Raw genomic sequence first — 18,692 nt, 5'->3', positions numbered from 1 at the left:
CCAGGGTAAGGCATGCTTAATCTTCATTTTTATCTGATTTATGTCCGACAACAAAAACTGCCGCTAAACCCAGGAGATCCAGTCCGATAAGCGTACCAGCAAATAATGTATTGCCCTTCCAGGCAAAAACAGAAGCGATAATTAATACTGCAAACGTAATGACAAACCCCATCCACTGACCGCGTTTATCTTTGCTTATAGCCCCGTTCAGCGCTTGATCTCTCGAACAGGTGCGACTTTTCTGTTCATGTTCGGTCATCGCCAAAATTCGCTCTGCGCTGCCAGGAATTATCTTGTCATAATCAGCCAGCATGGAAGGTGGAGGAAGAGGGCCCTGAAAGGAGGATATTTGATGTTGGAAAACGCTCATAACCCCGGGCGTATTAAGAACCCGTTCAAGCAACACTGGATTTTCAATAAAGGTTTCTGCCAGTTCTCCCGCAGCCTTATCAAGTTTTTCTTGTTCATCCAAACTATCGGCATCGGCCCTGAGAGTCGGTATTTTTTCCTGATTTTTTTGTGATGCCATTCATCACCTTCTTCATATCCTTATTGATTGAACGCTGATCCCTGCGGAAAATCTGTGTCTCGCTCTCATCAGAGACCATTTTTATGTAATCAGTGGAAGGCATGATGGCCATTACACTGCCAACGGCACGCAGATAGCGACGAGTAGTTTTTAGCATATAACCTCCTTTTTTTGCGCTCCACATTGATTATGACGAAGTTTAAACCTGTTGCCCATATATGGGCAAGCCGCTCAGCGCTTCGCCAGCGCCAGCTTAGCGGCAAAGCCGATAAACACGCAGCCGGTCAGGCGATCCATTATTTTCATAACGGCTGGCTTACGCAGCTTTTCAGCGAAATATTGCGTGGAAGCGATCAGCATGCCGTTCCACAAAGTTCCCACAACGACGTGCGCGAAAGCCATACCGATGCTCCATAGCGCTACGGAACTCCCCGCAGGAATAAACTGCGGCAGAAAAGAAACGTAAAAGATGCCCACTTTTGGATTCAGCAGGTTGCCCAGGAAACCGCGCATAAAAACGCTGCGGTAGCTGCTTTGCTTTTTCGCCTCCGGCGCCTCGGTCTGAAAAGCGCTGCGGGGTTTTAACAGCAATCCTACGCCGAGCCAAAGCAGATAAGCCGCGCCCACCAACCTTAAAGCGTTATAGGCCACTTCCGATGCCAGCAACAGCGCGCCAAGCCCTACCCCTACCGCAATGCCCCATGCAAGACAGCCCGCATTGACGCCCATACTGGTGACCAGCGCCTTTCTCCAGCCGCTGGCGGCAGAAGTACGCAGGATCAGCGCCGTATCGAAACCCGGCGTCATGGTCAGTAAGGTAATGGCAAACAAAAAGGCTAACAGCGAAGCGGTCATGGCGGACTCCTGAGAAAAAAGAAAGCTTATCGTTTTTAATCGTTTTAACCCAGTAGCCTTTATCGCATTTTTACCGCAATGCCGCTTTTCCACCAGCCTTTCGGCAGTAAAAGGTCTAGGGTTTATCCTGCACGACTTTTTTCACCAAAAGGAGTTCCCATGAGTAAATTTGTTTTCTCTTCACCCCGCAAATACGTGCAGGGTGCCGGCATTATGGCGCAGCTGGGCGAATACGTGGCGGAACTGGGCAATAATGCTTTTGTGGTGGCGGATGAGATCGTCTGGAAGCTAACCGGTGAAGCGGTTCAGGATTCGCTGCGCCAGCACAGCGTAGAATTTCACTATCAGCAATTCAATGGTGAAGCCTCCGGCAATGAGATTTCGCGGCTGGCCTCGCTGGCGAAGCAAGCTAACGCACGTCTGGTTATCGGCGTCGGCGGCGGCAAAACACTGGATACGGTAAAAGCGGTGGCCGACGAGCTGAAGCAGCCGGTGGTGATTGTGCCGACCATTGCTTCTACAGATGCGCCATGCAGCGCGCTCTCGGTGATTTATTCCGACAGCGGCGTGTTTGAGAGCTATCGTTTTTACAATAAAAACCCGGATCTGGTGCTGGTGGATACCCAGGTTTGCGCCCAGGCTCCGGTCAGGCTGTTCGCTTCCGGTATCGCCGATGGGCTGGCAACTTTTGTCGAAGCGCAGGCGGTGAAGCGCTCGCACAGCAAATCCATGGTAGATGGCGATCCCACCATTGCAGGTATGGCCATAGCTGAAGCCTGTGAAAAAACGTTATTAACCTGGGGTTTCAGTGCTTATCAGGCAGTGGAGAAGAAAGTGGTGACGCCAGCTGTAGAAGCCGTCGTCGAGGCTAATACACTGCTCTCCGGGCTAGGCTTTGAGAACGCGGGCTTAGCTGGCGCACATGCCATCCACAACGGTTTTACCGCCATTGACGGCGATATCCATCATCTGACGCACGGCGAAAAAGTCGCCTACGGCACGCTGACGCAAATGGTGCTGGAGCAGCGGCCTGACGAGGAAATTGCGCGCTACATTCGTTTTTATCGCGCGATTAAGATGCCGACCACGCTCAAAGAGATGCATCTGGAAAATGAGAGCTGGGAGAATTTAGTAAAGGTTGGCGAACTGGCCAACAGCGAAGGCGATACGCTGAAGAATCTCAATCCTAACCTTAGCGCGCAGGATATCGCCAGCGCTATTCTGGCGGTAGACGCTTTCAGCCAGACCGTGGCATAACCTGAGTTACAGCGGCCTGCGGGCCGCTTTATTTTTCGCCCTGTGGTGTATCCCAATACTCAAAGCGCCAGGCCGCGCTAATGTTGCGCACTACCTCACCCTGGGCAAAAACTTCTCTTTCGTGCGAATAGTTCAGCGTGCAGTTATCGTGCTCGTCCCACAGCTGGCATTCATCCAGTACGGTCAGTTCGCTATTCGGATTATGAGTGCGGGTGTAAAGCCCTTTTTCCCGGTTTTTGTCGTCGTAGCGCCATTTCATTTCGCTTTCCGCCGAGCTGCTGGCGATCAGTTGATCTTTAGCGTTCCACTGGTAGTGATACTCGCCGTTGGCCTGCGCATCTGAGCCACGCGCCACGCTTTTTATCAGCCGTTGCCGATCGTCATAGCTGTTAGTTGTTTCCGTAAAACCCTTTTCGCCCTGAAGCAAAAACGTTTCTGATGAACTGGTAATAGTGCCCGCTTTGCCGGTAAGATAATTGATAATACCTTGTTTATTATGTACCTCGACCAGCTCGCCCTTTTGCCGCGCGAATACCGACATTTCGTAAATGGCCTGCCAGCCGGAAGCAATGCGGGTAATGTTTTGCGCCATTTTCAGCACCACATCGCCTTCGTTTTTATCCATGCTGATATCCGCCCGCAGCAGCGAGCCGCAGCGATCGAATTCGCCCAGAATTCGCCGCTGCCGGTTAACGTCTTTGCCAAATTCGCCCATAACCACCTGCTTTACCGGCCCTTGGGCCGTGCCGCCTAGCAGCAGCAGGCCGTTGCTGTCGTTAACCCTTTTGGCGTTGGCAGAGCAATTTTCGGCACCCCAGGCCGCGCCGGAAGCGATAGCTAACGGCAGCAAAAGAAATCTTACGGTTAATGCGGCGATTCTCATCGGCAAACTCGCGGCTCAGCAAGGAAACTTTATTGAGTGTAAGGGCAATTCAGCTTCTCTGGCAGAAAAAAAGCCTCACCAAAATGATGAGGCCTGGTACTTGCAAACATCACGTCGCTGAACTGGCGTGCTGTGCGGCAAAATCGGGGTCAGGCTACGCTTGCTGGTGAAGCCAGCGCCAGAGAAGCTTTCATCGCTTCTACCATATCGCTGTCCACGCAGGAACGACTGAATTCGTCTGTTTCGGCTACCGTGCTCATGGAAACACCGGCTTTACGGTAGCGCATAGGGGAGGCTATTCGCTGGCTGGCTGAGCTATGGACTTCGCTTAAGCCCGCCTCGACAAATTTTTGCAGGTTGCTCATCCGTACGCCTGCGCCAGCCATAATAATTGGACCGCGGGTCTGGCGATTTAGTTCCTTTAATAGCGTCAAACCGCTTTCTGCGCTTTGCTGCTGGCCTGAGGTCAGAATGCGCGCAATGCCCAAATCCGTCAACTGCTGCAAAGCCGTAAGCGGACTGTGGCAGAGATCGAAAGCCCGGTGAAAAGTAACGGCCATGCCGTCGCAAAGCGCCATAATCTGTTGCATTCTGGGGATATCAATATGGCCGTCCACATCCAGAATACCGACCACCAGCCCCGGAAAACCCAGCTCGCGGATCCAGGCAATATCGGCCTTTATTTGCCGGAATTCGCTTTCCGTAAAGCAAAAATCGCCGCCGCGCGGACGAACCAGCGGGTGAACCGGAATAGTCAGGGCTTCACGGGCCTGCAGCAGGCTACCGGCCGAAGGCGTCAGACCGCCTTCTGAAGGCGCTGAGCAGAGTTCGACCCTGTCGGCTCCGGCCGTTTGCGCGGCCAGCGCGCAATCGACCCCGTAGCAGCATACTTCCAGTTTTAACATGCCATCCTCCTGTTAATGACTGCTGGCTGGTTGTGTTAATGATTTTCGCTGTTTAGTCTCATCACAGACTTTAAAAATAATAGTAACGGGAATAACCAACATGGCATGCACTTTCGACCAGCGTATCGATCGCCGTCACAGCGATAGTCTGAAATGGCGAAAATATGGCGAGCGGGATATTTTGCCGCTCTGGGTAGCAGATACTGATTTCCGTTCACCGGAATGCGTGATTGATGCTTTGCAGCAGCGCGTAGCGCACGGCGTTTTTGGTTACGGCTCGACGCCAGAGGAGCTGATCGAAATAACGGTAGCCAGAATGCAGGCCCGCTATCGCTGGAAGATTGACCCGGCATGGCTGGTGCTGTTGCCGGGCGTGGTCAGTGGCCTGAACCTTGCGGTGCGCGCCTTTACCGAGCCACATCAGGGAACTGTCGCGCCCTCACCTATTTATCCGCCCTTTCGCGCAGCGGCCAGGTTGGCCGAACGTAGCCAAATTAATGCGCCGTTGCGGCTACATGGCGGACGCTGGCTGGCCGATTTCGACGAGCTGTCGCCCGTTATGAGCGGTAACGAAAAGCTGCTGATGCTCTGTAATCCGCAAAACCCTGGCGGTACTGTCTATCGTCGCGAAGAGCTGGAGGCACAGCTGGATTTTGCCCGCCGCCACGATTTGATTGTCTGTTCCGACGAAATCCACTGCGATTTGCTGCTGGAAGAAGGCGCGGAGCATATTCCTTTTGGCAGCCTCAGCGAAGACGCGCAGCAGCGGTCAATCACGCTGATTTCACCCTCAAAAACTTTTAACATAGCCGGGCTGGGCGCTTCGCTGGCGATAATTCCTGATAAGACGCTGCGCGCGCGCTTTAACAGAGTTCGCCAGGGCATAGTGCCGCAGCCGGATATTTTGTCCCTGGTGGCGGCTACCGCAGCCTGGCAGAACGGACAGCCTTGGCTGGATGAACAGCTGGCCTATCTGCGGGGCTCGCGAGATCTGCTAAATAAGCGAGTTAACGCCATTGAGGGGCTTTCACTGGCCGGCCCGCAGGCCACCTATCTGGCATGGATCGACGCCAGCGCGCTCGACGTAGCCAGCCCGGCGCTCTTTTTTGAACGGCACGGGCTGGGCTTTTCTGCCGGACGCGATTTTGGCGACGACAATTTTGTACGGCTGAATTTTGGCTGTCCGCGTGACCTGCTGCTGGAAGCGCTTCGACGGATGGAGGCAGCCGTACGGACGTTAAGGCGCTAGCTCGCTTTCCACGATCTCTTTCAGGCTCCAGGGATGGAACTTGATTGTTACCTGGCCGTCGCTAACCGCAAGCGTTGGGTTAGGCAGTTTTTCGCCTTTGCCTTCTGGCGCGCTATTTTTTATCGCAATGCCCGGTTTCGACAGGCTCTCGTCTGACAGCAGCGCCAGCGCACGGGCGCTTAGCTGGCTTTCTTCGCCGCGCAAAACGATTTCAATATGTTCCCAGCCTTCGTGGCGATAGACCTTTTTCCCGGGCCACGGCAGCTCGACCATGCTGATTTGCCACGGCCCAACTTTTAATGGCTGATGCAGTTCGAACAGCGCGATAGGCCGACCGCCAATGGTTTTTTCGGAAAACAGTACGCCATGCTGTAAAAAGCCTTTTTTCCAGCGTTCCGCCGTAGCGGTCTGATGACAGCGAACAGCGATATGATCGGCAGAAAGCGAGGCTAAATCGAGCCCTAACCGCGCCGCCAGTTCGTAAAGAGAACGTAAAAAACGCGCAGAATCATTAGCCAGATCGTTTAGTTCTTCCGCAATTTCGCCTGAAAACATGCCTTTTCCTTTTTTATTCTTTAGTAAAATTAATATTTATAGGTTTCCCGCTCCGCGCTTTCGGACCAGTTAAACTGGTGAAATAAAGCTCAACGCGTCGATTTATTTGTAAAATATCAGTAAATACTCCCTTTTTTATAGTTAATAATGGCTCAGATACAAAATTTTCTTTAAGAAATTTGGCTTAACCCAATGTTTTAATTTAGTTAAATTTATACAATGCGACTATTCTTAAATCCCTGGCCCGCTCTTGTAGGGTATTCTTATTGCTTATAGATTCGTTTCGCTTCTCACACAAGGAATAGCAAATGCTGATGTTATTACTGATTGCAGTGCTTATCGTTATGATGGGCTTTGCTCTGGTGCGGCACTGGAAGCTTCGTAACGAAAAGACGACTATTGCCAGCCCTTATCGCCCGCACCGCCGTCGCCCCTGACAAAAAATGCAGGGAACAGTTTACGCTGTTTCCTGCCTTTGCCCCTGATAACTGCGGTTTACATGCCTGGATAACTGCGCCCCAAATGCAGTATACTTTTTCCCTTCTTTTTTAGCGTCGGCGTACGGCCGTACGGCTTCGTTCAGTATCACGACCTGCACGCGATGCAGGCGTTTTTGCATAATAAGGTAACCCGGTGAATATTCAGGCTCTTCTCTCAGATAAAGTCAGTCAGGCGATGATCGCGGCAGGGGCTCCGGCCAACTGCGAGCCGCAGGTACGTCAGTCAGCAAAGCCGCAGTTTGGCGATTACCAGGCAAACGGCATGATGGCGGTGGCGAAATCTCTGGGCAAAGCGCCGCGACAGCTGGCTGAAGAGGTGCTGAAACACCTGGATTTACAGGGAATTGTCAGCAAGGTCGAAATTGCCGGGCCGGGCTTTATCAATTTGTTTCTGGATGCCGACTGGCTCGCAAGCCAGGTAGACAGCGTTGTTGCAGCGCCGCGTCTTGGCGTAGCACCTGTTGCGCCGCAGACGATTGTAATTGATTACTCTGCGCCTAACGTTGCCAAAGAGATGCATGTAGGCCACCTTCGCTCCACGATTATTGGCGATGCGGCGGTGCGCACCCTCTCCTTCCTGGGCCACAAAGTGATCCGCGCTAACCACGTTGGCGACTGGGGCACACAGTTCGGCATGCTGATCGCCTATCTGGAGAAGCAGCAAAACGAAGCGCATGAAGAGATTGCGCTGTCCGATCTGGAAGCCTTCTATCGTGAAGCCAAGCGTACTTATGATGAAGACCCGGCATTTGCTGAGCGCGCGCGCGGCTATGTAGTGAAGCTACAGGGCGGCGACGAGTACTGCCGTAAAATGTGGAAACGTCTGGTCGATATCACTATGTCGCAGAACCAGAAAGTTTACGACCGTATGAACGTGACCCTGACCCGTGATGACGTGATGGGTGAAAGCCTTTATAACTCTATGCTGCCGGGGATCGTAGCCGATCTGAAAGAGAAAGGTCTGGCGGTAGAAAGCGAAGGTGCCACGGTCGTTTTCCTGGACGAATATAAGAATAAAGACGGCGAGCCGATGGGCGTCATTATTCAGAAGAAAGACGGCGGCTATCTCTACACCACTACCGATATTGCCTGCGCAAAATACCGCTATGAGACGCTGCATGCCGATCGCGTGCTTTACTATATTGATTCACGCCAGCATCAGCACCTGCAGCAAGCCTGGACCATCGTACGTAAGGCTGGCTACGTACCAGAATCCGTGCCGTTAGAACATCACGCTTTCGGGATGATGCTGGGCAAAGACGGCAAGCCGTTTAAAACCCGCGCTGGCGGCACTATTAAGCTGTCCGATCTGCTGGATGAAGCGGTGGAACGCGCGACTAAACTGGTCAGCGAGAAAAATCCCGATATGCCGGCTGATGAACTTAAAGCCCTGGCTAATACCGTCGGCATCGGCGCGGTCAAGTATGCGGATCTCTCCAAGAGCCGTACTACGGATTACGTGTTCGACTGGGACAATATGCTGGCCTTTGAAGGCAACACTGCGCCTTATATGCAGTATGCCTACACGCGTGTGCTTTCCGTCTTCCGTAAAGCAGGCATCGAGGAATCTGTGGTAACCGGCAAAACCGTTATTAAAGAAGATCGCGAAGCGGCGCTGGCCGTACGCTTGCTGCAGTTTGAAGAAGTGATTACCCAGGTCGCGCGCGATGGCACGCCGCACGTGATGTGCGCCTATCTGTACGATCTGGCCGGTCTCTTCTCTGGCTTCTACGAGCACTGCCCAATCCTGTCGGCAGAAGACGAAGCAACGAAGCAGAGCCGCCTGAAGCTGGCGCTGCTGACGGCGAAGACGCTGAAACAGGGTCTGGATACGCTGGGTATCGAAACCGTAGAAAGAATGTAATCTCTGTCCAACTCAAGGGCCGTACGTTTGGCCCTTAGGGTTAGCAAGCTGGCGAGGTATCGGGTTTAACCCAGGTTAAATCTCTTACCCATTGAAAGGCCGATTATTCGGCCTTTTTTATTGCTAGTGAATTTCTAAGCGGCCCCGCCAGACACAAGGGATTTAAAATCCCTTGAAGTTGTTGACAAAGTATACCGGTGCTGGCTCAGGAGGGCCTGTGTCTTCCGCAAAGACGCAAAAAGCGCCTTCCATAGCAGCTCAGTACGGGCCGTCCATGGCCCGTAATGCTTTGCTCCAGCCGCAGGCCTTCCATCGCTTCAGGTTCAGTAGTCTGAAGAGATTTGAAATCCCCTGGCTTTCTAAGCGCTATAGGGGAGTGAACATAATCAAGCCTGACATCATTATTGTTCCTTCAGGAAGGAACAATAATGATGTCGAAAGGCCCCCAGCCGCAAATTCAGACAGGCGCGAGTAGTTAATCCAGCGTTAATTGCGTGATTTGACAATCATAAAGAGTTGAGAGCTTCTCTAATGTTGTTATTTGAGGCTTAGTGCTTTGTTCCATTTTTGAAACGGCTGCCTGAGTCATGTTTAGCTTTTTAGCGACTTCTTTTTGTGAAAGTCCGCGAAAAACTCGCCACGCTGCCTGTAAAGAAATTTCCTTATCCATCATGATACTGACAACTTCTCCAGGCACTCGCTCATTATCATGTGGCCCTGCCTCTACAGATACAAACTCATAAAATTCATCCAGATCGGCAGCCTCAACCAGTTTGTTAAAAAGCTCAATTGGTACAACGGCTGACTGGCGAATGCCGCGATCATCAGTCAAAAATTGGATGCGACCCATATTTTTCCCTTATGCGCTGTTTTGATTGACAACAGCCTGATGCTGACTAGTGGATAATTTTTATGCGGGCTATAAGAATAGCCTTCCAATGTTGCATTAATAGGTTTTAGATTGTCTGCGTATAACTTCTGAGATTGAGATCACTGTTGGTACTCCATTAAATACACTGAATAAAACCCGATAGTTCCCAATGTGCATGCGAAAATCATTTTTTTCTGTCGATCAGCCGAACAATATCCATATCCACGTTTGGAAAGCCGCTGAGCGCGTTCCCTTTCTCTGTGACAATCTTTCTGTAACGACTATCAATCTTCTTTAACTGTTTGATAGCCTTTATTGTCCATTCAACTTTAGCCATCCTGAGCCTCTGCATCGCTGGTAAACATATCCGTTTGTACCATTGGATGAAATATAACCTTAACCGATAAATATACAACCTTTTTCCGGCATTTTATCGTAAAAAGGTTGTATTTATGGGGCTAAGAGCCTGATGATATGAGCCACCTGAGTGATTTCTAAGCTGCCTGTACGGCAGTGAATACGTTTTCTTGCGGCTTTCTAAGCTGCCTGTATGACAGTGTACATTGATAACATCTGACGCGTCTGGCGCTACCGTTTCTAAGCTGCCTGCACGGCAGTAAACTTCCAGTTAAGCCGTTACAACGTTTGTTATATTCCACCAGCTACCCGCAGGCTTCGCTATTACTACGCCGCTACGACTCCCCCACTTTATGCTTTTCCTTTTATCCGTCAATACTGTACAGGCTTTAAATTCCCCACCAAACCTTACATTTATTTTATTATGGAAGGGAGATCCTGAAAACATGAGAACACATGAAACAACAAACAAAAATATTAGAGAGATATCGCAAAAAAATATTCAGCGTATTGCTGTCAATTGCAGTTAGCGATAAATATAAAAACACCTTACTAACCGAATAGCTTAGATAAAGAACTAACCAAAACCACTAATTACAGCGTCATTCACTATTTGCCAGCATTTTGATTGCGATCAAATAAAATAATTTACTTCAGGTGCATTGTTTTCGGGCAGGATTGCGGATGTAAATAGCAGCAGCCCGAAATAGCTTAGCTCTGGCAACAACAATCGTTTAATAAGGGCAGCTACACCTCTCCGAAAGAGAAACAGGGAATAAATTAAATCAGCATAAGGAGTATGCATATGGCATGGATTTATCAGCAAAGCACCGGCAATCTCTATCACAATGGCCAGTATATAGCGCGGGGTTATTCCGGTGCGCTGACCAATAAAAACAATCCCGATCGTCAACATGTCAGGGGCATGGGGCCGATCCCACGCGGCAGGTGGCATATTACTCAGCGTACTCATTCAAAAGGCCCGGCGACCATTGTGCTTAATCAGGTATCCGGCGAGACATTTGGGCGAACGGCCTTTCGTATTCACGGCGAGCGGGTAGATAAACCGGCAGGGTTTGCTTCACAGGGTTGTATTATACTTAATCTTTTTACCCGGGAGCGTATCTGGTCTTCCCAGGACAGAATACTGGAGGTTGTACGATGAGGAAGTTGCCTGTTCTTTTTATCATTCCAGCGTTTTTTTTTCTGTCCGCAGGCTGTAGTACAGCGATAAAAGAAAAAAGCTGGCAGCAATTCGTTATGGCTATTGCAAAAGGCGACAGTCAGTTAATTGCCGCCTTGCCTGAGAGAATAAAAACAATAAGTGACTCCCTTAGTGACCCGCAGGCTATTGAGCTAACGCAGGCCCTGAGTTTTGCATTAATTAATCAACCGCTGGCTACGCTTCAGGCTACGGATAAAATTGCCGCCTCGCCTGATACGCTTGTGCAGCGGTTTGATTCCGGCAGCATTTGCGCTGTTCCTGCCATTATGTCCTATAGCAAAGCTGCCACGCTAAAATACTATGCGCTGGCTAGCGCTGCCCTGAAAAAAGCGGGGAAGCCTGCCGAAGAGTGCCTGGGCATTATGCAGGCGGCTATGGCGGAAATTGAGCAGGAAGAGCAGCGCGGCGAAATGGTATGGGGAAATAAAACGTTTAACCCGCAGACGCCCTGATGGAAAATGTTTTGATAGCGGCAGAGGCTGGGCGGCCAGGTAGACGCATGGCGGCACCAACCGAGCCATCGGGGACGGCGCTTCACTGGTCCGATCTACCGCTCCGCCACTGAGTTAAACGCGACAAAGAGTTTGTCATCAACCTCTGCTTCTGCTGCGTTTTGCCTGCTTTAGCGGTAATTTACCATCACTTCATTACCCAGTACCCGCAGCGTCTGCGGCAAGCGCCCTCTTCCCTGGAGACCGTACACAAAATGCAGCGTCTCGCCTGCCTGAATGTTGGTCAGGCCTCGCGTCGTGCCGCTGGCGCCATCAAGCTGCACACAGCGATTTTCGGCGCAGAGCCAGGCCGCAAAACCGGATGGCATTGGGCCGTTCAGCTTATAGCGCCAGCTGATTTCCGTTATCGCGCCGTTTACCGGCGCAGTGGCCTTCAGACCCGGCGACGAAAACTGCATGCCGCGATTGATCAGGCCTGGCCCCGGCGAAGAGGCGTGCCAGGCGCCTCCGGCAGCCAGCGCCAGCTGCGGTACACAGAACAGTAACAGCAGCGCCTTTTTCATCAGTGACCGCCAATAGTCGAGGTCATGCGGATCTGCCGGTTGTCGGTTAGCTCCAGATTTGAAATCACCATCAGCTGCGGCAGGTTGCGACGCAGGAAACGGGCCAGCAGCGCGCGCAGCGGATGATTAACCAGCAGCACCGGCGGCGCGCCCAGAGATTCCTGATGCTGTAACGCGCCCTGTGCCTGCGCCAGCAGACGATCAGCCAGGCCAGGTTCCAGACCGCCGCCGCCCTGCAGCGCCTGCAGCAGCAGACGTTCCAGCGTGGTATCCAGTCCGATAACCTGGACTTCGCCGTTACCCGGATACCACTGTTGGGTAATAGCACGGCCCAGCGCCACACGCACAACGGATGTCAGCTCGTGCGGATCGGTTTGTACGGTCGCATGCTCCGCCAGCGTTTCAATAATGGTACGCATATCACGGATAGAAACACGCTCTGCCAGTAGGTTCTGCAACACCTTGTGCAGCGTGGTCAGCGTGATCACGCCCGGGATTAAATCTTCCGTCAGCTTCGGCATGTCCTGAGTGACGCGATCCAGCAGCTGCTGCGCTTCCTGGCGACCGAATAGCTCGCTGGCGTACTGACCGATCAGGTGGTTCAGGTGTGTGGCGACCACGGTACTTGCTTCCACAACGGTGTAGCCCTGAATCTGCGCCTGCTCTTTCAGCGCGCTGTCGATCCAGATAGCGGCCAGGCCAAAGGCCGGGTCTACCGTGGCTTCGCCCGGCAAAGTGCCTGCGGCCGTGCCCGGGTTAATCGCCATCCAGCGGCCCGGATAGGCGTCGCCGCTGCCGATTTCCACCCCTTTCATCAGAATACGGTAGCGCGCTGGCGGTAATTCCATATTGTCGCGGATATGTACCACCGGCGGCAGAAAGCCCATCTCCTGCGCGAATTTCTTACGGATGCTGCGAATGCGGCCCAGCAGCTCACCATCCTGAGTGTTATCCACCATCGGGATCAGACGGTAGCCTACTTCCATCCCCAGGGTATCTTCCAGCTGTACGTCGGTCCAGGATGCTTCAAGGTTAACCGGCGTTTCCGCGCTTTTCACGATACTGTTTTGCGGCGCGGCCTTTGGCTTATTCTCCTGGCCGCGCATATACCAGGCCAGGCCCAGCAGCGCAGCAGTAAACAGCAGAAACACCAGGTTAGGCATGCCCGGGATCAGCCCCAGCAGGCCAAGAACGCCAGCGCTCAACATCATTACGCGCGGGTTTTTGAACAGCTGGGTCACCATCTGCTCGCCCACGTCCTGATCTGTTGCGACGCGGGTTACGATTACGCCAGCTGCGGTAGAGATAACCAGCGCCGGGATCTGCGCAACCAGACCGTCGCCGATGGTCAGCAGCGTATAGCTTTCCGCCGCGTGTCCCACATCCAGACCGTGCTGCACTACGCCCACCAGCAGGCCGCCGATAACGTTGATGACCATGATCATAATGCCCGCGATGGCGTCACCGCGAACAAACTTACTCGCACCGTCCATCGAGCCGTAGAAGTCCGCTTCCTGGGTAACTTCGGCACGGCGCTTCTTGGCTTCGTCTTCGCCAATTAATCCGGCGTTCAGGTCGGCGTCGATCGCCATCTGCTTACCAGGCATCCCGTCCAGTACAAAGCGCGCGCCAACTTCAGCGATACGGCCCGCACCTTTAGTGATAACCATAAAGTTAATGATTACCAGGATAATAAAGACCACGATACCGATGGCGAAGTTGCCGCCCACCAGGAAGTGGCCGAAGGCTTCCACCACGCGACCCGCCGCGCCTGCACCAGTATGGCCTTCCATCAGGATGATACGGGTCGAAGCGACGTTCAGCGCCAGGCGCAATAAGGTAGAGAAAAGAAGGATGGTAGGAAACGCGGCAAACTCCAGCGTTTTCTGGGTAAACATCGCTACCAGCAGCACCATAATCGACAGCGCGATATTAAAGGTGAACAGCAGATCGAGGATGAACGGCGGCAACGGCAGCACCATCATCGCCAGGATCATCATAATCAATACCGGCCCGGCCATAATCTGCCATTGGGTATCTTTCATATTAGGTAAGCGTAACAGGGTGGCCAGGTTCGCCATCAGTCTTTCTCTCCAGAGCCAAAGTCCAGCGCTTCCGGCACCGGTAAGTTAGCAGGTTTTTTCGGGGCCAGGCCGCCTTCAAGCTTCCAGCGACGGAGCTGCCAGACCCAGGCCAACACTTCTGCAACAGCCGCATATAACGTACCGGGAATATGCTGACCAATTTCACTATGTCGATAGAGCGCGCGCGCCAGCGGCGGCGCTTCTAAAACAGGGATACGGTGTTCTTTGCCAAGCTCGCGAATGCGCAGCGCTATATCGCCCGCGCCTTTGGCTATTACTTTCGGCGCGCTCATTTTCTTTTCGTCATACTGCAAGGCCACAGAATAGTGCGTCGGGTTGGTGACGATGACGTCTGCCTTCGGCACGTCGGCCATCATGCGGCGGCGCGCTGCCGCTCGCATTTGCTGACGAATGCGGCCCTTAACGTGCGGGTCGCCTTCCTGCTGTTTATATTCGTCGCGGATTTCCTGGCGGGTCATGCGCAGCCCTTTGTAGTAGCTGTAGAGCTGCCAGAAAATGTCGAATCCCACCATCGGCGCCAGGCCCAGCACCACCAGCACGCAGCACATGGCGATCATGTTCAGCGAGCTGGCCAGCGCGGTATAGGGTGATTCGCTGATTAAGCGCATCATGTCCGGCCAGTTGTGTCTGACATAGAGCCAGGTTACGCAGCCGACCAGCACCGCTTTCAGCACCGATTTCGCCAGTTCGGTCGCCGTCTGCGCGGAAACCAGCTTGGCCAGACCTTTAATCGGGTTCATTTTGCCGAAATCGACCTTGATCGCCTTACCGCTGATCAGCACGCCGCCCAGCAGCATAGGCGCGGCTATCGCCACCAGAATTAGTCCGGCCATCATCGGCAGCAGCGTATAGACTGCCTGCACGAAAAGTCTGCCAATCAGATGCAGCATCTGGCTGGTATCGCTGACCACTGAATGATCGAAAACCAGCCCCTGTGCCAGTAACTGACCGATTTTGCGGGCCATGCTTTCGCCGCCCATCCACAGAATGCCTAAGCCCGCCACCAGCATCAGCACCGAGGTCAGCTCGCGCGAACGCGGAACCTGGCCCTCTTCACGCGCTTTTTCAAGTCGGTGGGGGGTTGCGGATTCGGTCTTTTCCTCTTCGCTGTCACCAGACACGGGCTACCCTCAAAAGGAGATGCTGGATGGATAATCTATGGCGCTAGCATGCCAAAAAGGCGCAGGGATGATGCCGCGAGTAAACGCGTAAAAAGGGGGTTATTTGCGGGATGGCAAAAAAGGGCCGATAAGTATCGGCCCTGGAGAGAACTTAAAACCCGAGGCTGTCCAGCAGGTCGTCGACCTGATCCTGGTTCGCCACCACGCCTGGCGCTTCGCCGTTGATCTGCGGTCCATTTTTCAGGCTGTCCGCATCTTTCTTCGGTCGTGCAGGCTGTTCCGGCATGTTTTCCAGCAGCACCATCAGCAGCTGGCGCTCGATTTCCTGGATCACATCCATCATGCGCTTGATCACCTGACCGGTCAGGTCCTGGAAATCCTGCGCCATCATGATTTCCATCAGCTGCGCGTTGGTAAAGCCGGTATGCTCCGGCACCGATTCCAGATAACCACGGGTATCCGTCACCAGCGAGCGGGCATCTGCCAGTTCGATAGGATTCTCAAACCACTCATCCCAGCGGCCTTTCAGCGCTTTCGCTCCCTTCTCCATCTCTGTCTGACGCGGCTGTGCAGCCTCCACGCAGTTCAGCGCGCGTTCGGCCGCCTGAGCGGTCATTTGCACTACGTAGTCCAGGCGGTCGCGGGCGTCGGGAATGGCTTCCGCCGCTTCAGCAATGGCCTGATCCAGTCCCAGCTCACGCAGGCTGTCGCGCAGCATCCGCGTCAGCGAACCAATTCGGGAGATAATGTCGTGCGCGGACGCATCGCCATTTGGTTTCGGAAGTTCGCTCATCTCGGCTCCTTACATACCCAGCTTTTCGAAGATTTTGCCTAACTTTTCTTCAAGGGTTGCTGCGGTGAAAGGTTTAACGACATAGCCGCTGGCACCCGCCTGAGCAGCCGCAATAATGTTCTCTTTTTTGGCTTCGGCCGTGACCATCAGCACCGGCAGCTTGCCGAGCGTGCCATCGGCACGAATGGTTTGCAGCAGCTGCAGACCGTCCATGTTCGGCATGTTCCAGTCGGAAATCACGAAGTCAAAGCCGCCGGCACGCAGTTTAGCCAGCGCGTCAACGCCGTCTTCTGCTTCTTCAACGTTATTGAAGCCGAGCTCTTTCAGCAGGTTACGGACGATACGACGCATAGTGTTGAAATCGTCGACCACCAGAAACCGCATATTTTTGTCAGCCATAATTACTCCTGTTTGTGTAGCCCCGCGGACGGGCGCTGCGTTAGATACGTAATGCCTGTCCGGCGCTAATTTTGGCCAGCATGTGCTGGCTGATTTGGTGGAGATCCACCACTTCACTGGCTCCCCCGAGCGCGATAGCTTCGCGGGGCATACCAAATACGACACAGCTCGCTTCGTTTTGGGCGATGGTCCAGGCGCCGGCCTTGTTCATGGTCAGCAGACCTGCGGCACCATCGTTGCCCATTCCGGTCAGGATGACGCCTACGGCGTTACGACCGGCATGTTGCGCTACTGATTTAAATAACACGTCTACCGAAGGTTTATGACGATTGACCGGTGGGCCGTCGTGCAGTTTCACCTGATAGTTTGCGCCGCTGCGCGCCAGCTCCATATGCATCGCGCCTGGCGCGATATAGGCATGGCCTGGCAGCACACGTTCGCCGTCTTCCGCCTCTTTTACCGTGATCTGACACAGCTTGTTCAGCCGCTCGGCAAAAGAGCGGGTAAAGCCTGGCGGCATATGCTGAGTAATCATCAGCGCCGGACTGGTGGCAGGCAGCGGCTGCAATACGTGCCTGATCGCTTCCGTACCGCCCGTCGACGCGCCGATTGCGATCAGCTTTTCGCTGCTCAGCATCGGCCCGGCTTTCAGCATTACCGGCGACGGCTGAGAGCGACGTACGTGCAGTTTCGCTCTTGAGGCGGCGCGTACTTTATCGGCAATCATCTGGCTGTAGGCCAGCATGCCTTCACGGATGCCTAACGACGGCTTGGTGACAAAATCCACCGCACCTAATTCCAGCGCGCGCAGCGTCACTTCCGAACCTTTGCCGGTCAGCGAAGAGACCATGACTACCGGCATTGGCCGCAGGCGCATCAGCTTTTCCAGAAAATCCAGTCCGTCCATGCGCGGCATCTCTACATCCAGCGTCAGCACATCGGGATTGAATTCTTTAATCAGGTCACGCGCCACCAGCGGATCCGGTGCCGTTGCCACCATCTCCATGTCTGAATGACCGTTGATGATTTCCGTCATCAGCTGACGCATCAGCGAGGAGTCATCAACACATAATACTTTGATTTTGCCCATTATCTTTCCTTAGTCAGCCCGTAAACCGTCTGGCCTCGCAGGTAAAATTCTTTGCTGATCTGGCTGAAGTTTTCAGAATGTCCGGCAAACAGAATGCCGCCAGGTTTCAGCATGGGGACAAAACGCCGCAGGATCTTTTCCTGCGTTTCTTTGTCGAAATAGATCATTACGTTGCGACAGAAAATCGCATCAAACGGCCCGGGCACGCCCCACTCATTCCCCAGCAGGTTCAGCTGGGTAAAAGTGATGGTATTAGCCAGCTCAGGCCGCACGCGCACCATGCCAGCATGCGGGCCGGTACCGCGAAAGAAGAAGCGTTGCAGCTGCTGAGGCGACAGCGTACGCAGCTCTTCCTGGCGATAGACGCCCGAGAGCGCCTTTTCCAACACCTGAGTGTCGATATCGCTGGCATGGATTTGGAATTTGCCCGGGCCAGTGCCCAGGGTTTCCGCCAGCGTCATGGCGATAGAGTAAGGCTCCTCGCCCGTTGAAGCCGCCGCACACCAGACGTTGAAACTGCCGCCACGCCGTTTGGCGTGCTCAGCCAGGATCGGGAAATGGTGCGCCTCACGGAAAAACGCCGTCAGGTTGGTGGTCAGCGAGTTAATAAACGCCTGCCATTCCGCGCTGTTAGAGTCGCTCTCCAGCAGTGCGAGATAGCGGCCAAAATCATCTATTCCCAGCGTGCGCAGACGGCGCACCAGCCGGTTGTAAACCATTTCACGCTTGTGGTCGGCAAGTACGATGCCGGCACGCTGGTAAATCAGCTGACTAATACGCTTAAAATGCGTATCGGATAACGGCAGGCGCTGTACCATTTGTGCCAGCATCGTTGCGTTCTCCGGTGGTGCTAATAAGGTCGATTTTTTCATCCGGATCCACCCTGCAAAGTACAGATAAGGGGTTAATGTTCTTTTTTCCCTGTAGGCCAGTACCCTGCGGCAGTTTGCCGCTACCTGAACCGAGCGTGCCTGGGGCTGCTGCCGCTTCCACTACCAGCGCGGCGTTCTGTTATTCTGCTTTGCACTTCGGGTTGGCCGACTACAAATTCAGATTGCTTATCTGTTTATCGGCAGCAGTTCGAACTTCCTGAGGCTAAATTGCGTTAAATCCCTGTTT

21 protein-coding genes are annotated in these 18,692 nt (G+C 53.4%); 6 read left to right on the top strand and 15 right to left on the bottom strand.

Annotation, left to right across the window (positions count from 1 at the left end; all coding sequences use genetic code 11):
* Nucleotides 1–16: 16 nt before the first annotated feature.
* From ACETPC_RS00575 to ACETPC_RS00565, 3 genes are all read right to left on the bottom strand, one after another.
* Entirely contained in the window at nucleotides 17–529 is a 513-nt protein-coding gene (locus ACETPC_RS00575) for a DUF2335 domain-containing protein (RefSeq protein ID WP_380177600.1), read from the bottom strand.
* Complete coding sequence (locus ACETPC_RS00570; protein WP_380177598.1) at nucleotides 474–686, bottom strand: hypothetical protein; 213 nt, start codon at nucleotides 684–686, stop codon at nucleotides 474–476. The genes ACETPC_RS00575 and ACETPC_RS00570 overlap by 56 nt, the downstream gene beginning before the upstream one ends.
* 74 nt (nucleotides 687–760) lie before the next feature.
* On the bottom strand, nucleotides 761–1,384 hold the full coding sequence (locus ACETPC_RS00565; RefSeq protein ID WP_380177596.1) for a LysE family translocator: 624 nt from the start codon (nucleotides 1,382–1,384) through the stop codon (nucleotides 761–763).
* A 159-nt stretch (nucleotides 1,385–1,543) separates the two neighbouring features.
* Here ACETPC_RS00565 and ACETPC_RS00560 point away from each other — a divergent pair, with 159 nt between their 5' ends.
* Nucleotides 1,544–2,641 (top strand): glycerol dehydrogenase, encoded by a 1,098-nt coding sequence (locus tag ACETPC_RS00560; RefSeq protein ID WP_380177594.1) that lies wholly within the window; start codon nucleotides 1,544–1,546, stop codon nucleotides 2,639–2,641.
* A gap of 28 nt (nucleotides 2,642–2,669) precedes the next feature.
* On the opposite strand, the gene ACETPC_RS00555 is transcribed toward ACETPC_RS00560, so the two are convergent.
* Complete coding sequence (locus ACETPC_RS00555) at nucleotides 2,670–3,524, bottom strand: hypothetical protein (RefSeq protein ID WP_380177592.1); 855 nt, start codon at nucleotides 3,522–3,524, stop codon at nucleotides 2,670–2,672.
* A gap of 149 nt (nucleotides 3,525–3,673) precedes the next feature.
* Nucleotides 3,674–4,429, bottom strand: a complete 756-nt coding sequence (gene cutC, locus ACETPC_RS00550; RefSeq protein WP_380177590.1) for a copper homeostasis protein CutC — start codon at nucleotides 4,427–4,429, stop codon at nucleotides 3,674–3,676.
* A 100-nt stretch (nucleotides 4,430–4,529) separates the two neighbouring features.
* Between cutC and ACETPC_RS00545 the strand changes: the two genes are divergently transcribed.
* Nucleotides 4,530–5,678, top strand: a complete 1,149-nt coding sequence (locus ACETPC_RS00545; protein ID WP_380177588.1) for a MalY/PatB family protein — start codon at nucleotides 4,530–4,532, stop codon at nucleotides 5,676–5,678.
* Here the strand turns inward: ACETPC_RS00545 and ACETPC_RS00540 are convergent.
* Nucleotides 5,667–6,233, bottom strand: a complete 567-nt coding sequence (locus ACETPC_RS00540; RefSeq protein WP_380177586.1) for a VOC family protein — start codon at nucleotides 6,231–6,233, stop codon at nucleotides 5,667–5,669. The two genes, ACETPC_RS00545 and ACETPC_RS00540, sit on opposite strands and share 12 nt — an antisense overlap.
* Before the next feature lie 308 nt (nucleotides 6,234–6,541).
* Between ACETPC_RS00540 and ACETPC_RS00535 the strand changes: the two genes are divergently transcribed.
* Nucleotides 6,542–6,670, top strand: coding sequence for a hypothetical protein (locus tag ACETPC_RS00535; RefSeq protein ID WP_380177584.1), 129 nt, complete (start codon nucleotides 6,542–6,544; stop codon nucleotides 6,668–6,670).
* 196 nt (nucleotides 6,671–6,866) lie between these two features.
* Complete coding sequence (argS, locus tag ACETPC_RS00530) at nucleotides 6,867–8,597, top strand: arginine--tRNA ligase (RefSeq protein WP_380177581.1); 1,731 nt, start codon at nucleotides 6,867–6,869, stop codon at nucleotides 8,595–8,597.
* Between the two features lie 475 nt (nucleotides 8,598–9,072).
* Here the strand turns inward: argS and ACETPC_RS00525 are convergent, their stop codons facing one another.
* Nucleotides 9,073–9,447 carry a helix-turn-helix domain-containing protein gene (locus ACETPC_RS00525; RefSeq protein ID WP_380177579.1) on the bottom strand — a complete coding sequence of 125 codons (375 nt, stop codon included), beginning with the start codon at nucleotides 9,445–9,447 and terminating at the stop codon, nucleotides 9,073–9,075.
* 205 nt (nucleotides 9,448–9,652) lie between these two features.
* On the bottom strand, nucleotides 9,653–9,805 hold the full coding sequence (locus tag ACETPC_RS00520; RefSeq protein ID WP_380177577.1) for a hypothetical protein: 153 nt from the start codon (nucleotides 9,803–9,805) through the stop codon (nucleotides 9,653–9,655).
* Between the two features lie 825 nt (nucleotides 9,806–10,630).
* Between ACETPC_RS00520 and ACETPC_RS00515 the strand changes: the two genes are divergently transcribed.
* Both ACETPC_RS00515 and ACETPC_RS00510 read left to right on the top strand, forming a co-directional pair.
* On the top strand, nucleotides 10,631–10,990 hold the full coding sequence (locus ACETPC_RS00515; RefSeq protein ID WP_380177575.1) for a tlde1 domain-containing protein: 360 nt from the start codon (nucleotides 10,631–10,633) through the stop codon (nucleotides 10,988–10,990).
* A 95-nt stretch (nucleotides 10,991–11,085) separates the two neighbouring features.
* Complete coding sequence (locus ACETPC_RS00510) at nucleotides 11,086–11,502, top strand: hypothetical protein (RefSeq protein ID WP_380177573.1); 417 nt, start codon at nucleotides 11,086–11,088, stop codon at nucleotides 11,500–11,502.
* Nucleotides 11,503–11,672: 170 nt separating this feature from the next.
* Here ACETPC_RS00510 and ACETPC_RS00505 read toward each other — a convergent pair whose 3' ends face one another.
* The 7 genes from ACETPC_RS00505 to cheR all read right to left on the bottom strand — a co-directional run bounded on the left by ACETPC_RS00505 (nucleotide 11,673) and on the right by cheR (nucleotide 18,445).
* Complete coding sequence (locus ACETPC_RS00505; protein WP_380177571.1) at nucleotides 11,673–12,065, bottom strand: flagellar protein FlhE; 393 nt, start codon at nucleotides 12,063–12,065, stop codon at nucleotides 11,673–11,675.
* Nucleotides 12,065–14,146 (bottom strand): flagellar biosynthesis protein FlhA, encoded by a 2,082-nt coding sequence (flhA, locus tag ACETPC_RS00500; protein WP_380177569.1) that lies wholly within the window; start codon nucleotides 14,144–14,146, stop codon nucleotides 12,065–12,067. Before flhA ends, ACETPC_RS00505 begins: the two co-directional genes overlap by 1 nt.
* On the bottom strand, nucleotides 14,146–15,291 hold the full coding sequence (gene flhB, locus ACETPC_RS00495; RefSeq protein WP_380177567.1) for a flagellar biosynthesis protein FlhB: 1,146 nt from the start codon (nucleotides 15,289–15,291) through the stop codon (nucleotides 14,146–14,148). Before flhB ends, flhA begins: the two co-directional genes overlap by 1 nt.
* Nucleotides 15,292–15,442: 151 nt before the next feature.
* On the bottom strand, nucleotides 15,443–16,084 hold the full coding sequence (gene cheZ, locus ACETPC_RS00490; protein WP_380177565.1) for a protein phosphatase CheZ: 642 nt from the start codon (nucleotides 16,082–16,084) through the stop codon (nucleotides 15,443–15,445).
* 9 nt (nucleotides 16,085–16,093) lie between these two features.
* Complete coding sequence (gene cheY, locus ACETPC_RS00485; RefSeq protein ID WP_034935773.1) at nucleotides 16,094–16,483, bottom strand: chemotaxis response regulator CheY; 390 nt, start codon at nucleotides 16,481–16,483, stop codon at nucleotides 16,094–16,096.
* Between the two features lie 40 nt (nucleotides 16,484–16,523).
* Nucleotides 16,524–17,573 carry a chemotaxis response regulator protein-glutamate methylesterase gene (locus tag ACETPC_RS00480; protein ID WP_380177562.1) on the bottom strand — a complete coding sequence of 350 codons (1,050 nt, stop codon included), beginning with the start codon at nucleotides 17,571–17,573 and terminating at the stop codon, nucleotides 16,524–16,526.
* Complete coding sequence (cheR, locus tag ACETPC_RS00475; protein WP_380177560.1) at nucleotides 17,573–18,445, bottom strand: protein-glutamate O-methyltransferase CheR; 873 nt, start codon at nucleotides 18,443–18,445, stop codon at nucleotides 17,573–17,575. The genes ACETPC_RS00480 and cheR overlap by 1 nt, the downstream gene beginning before the upstream one ends.
* Nucleotides 18,446–18,692 lie beyond the last annotated feature (247 nt).

The organism is Pantoea sp. sgz302252, from assembly GCF_042610525.1.
In the GTDB taxonomy this organism is placed as follows: domain Bacteria; phylum Pseudomonadota; class Gammaproteobacteria; order Enterobacterales; family Enterobacteriaceae; genus Erwinia.
This window is presented reverse-complemented; position numbering and strand designations above follow the sequence as displayed.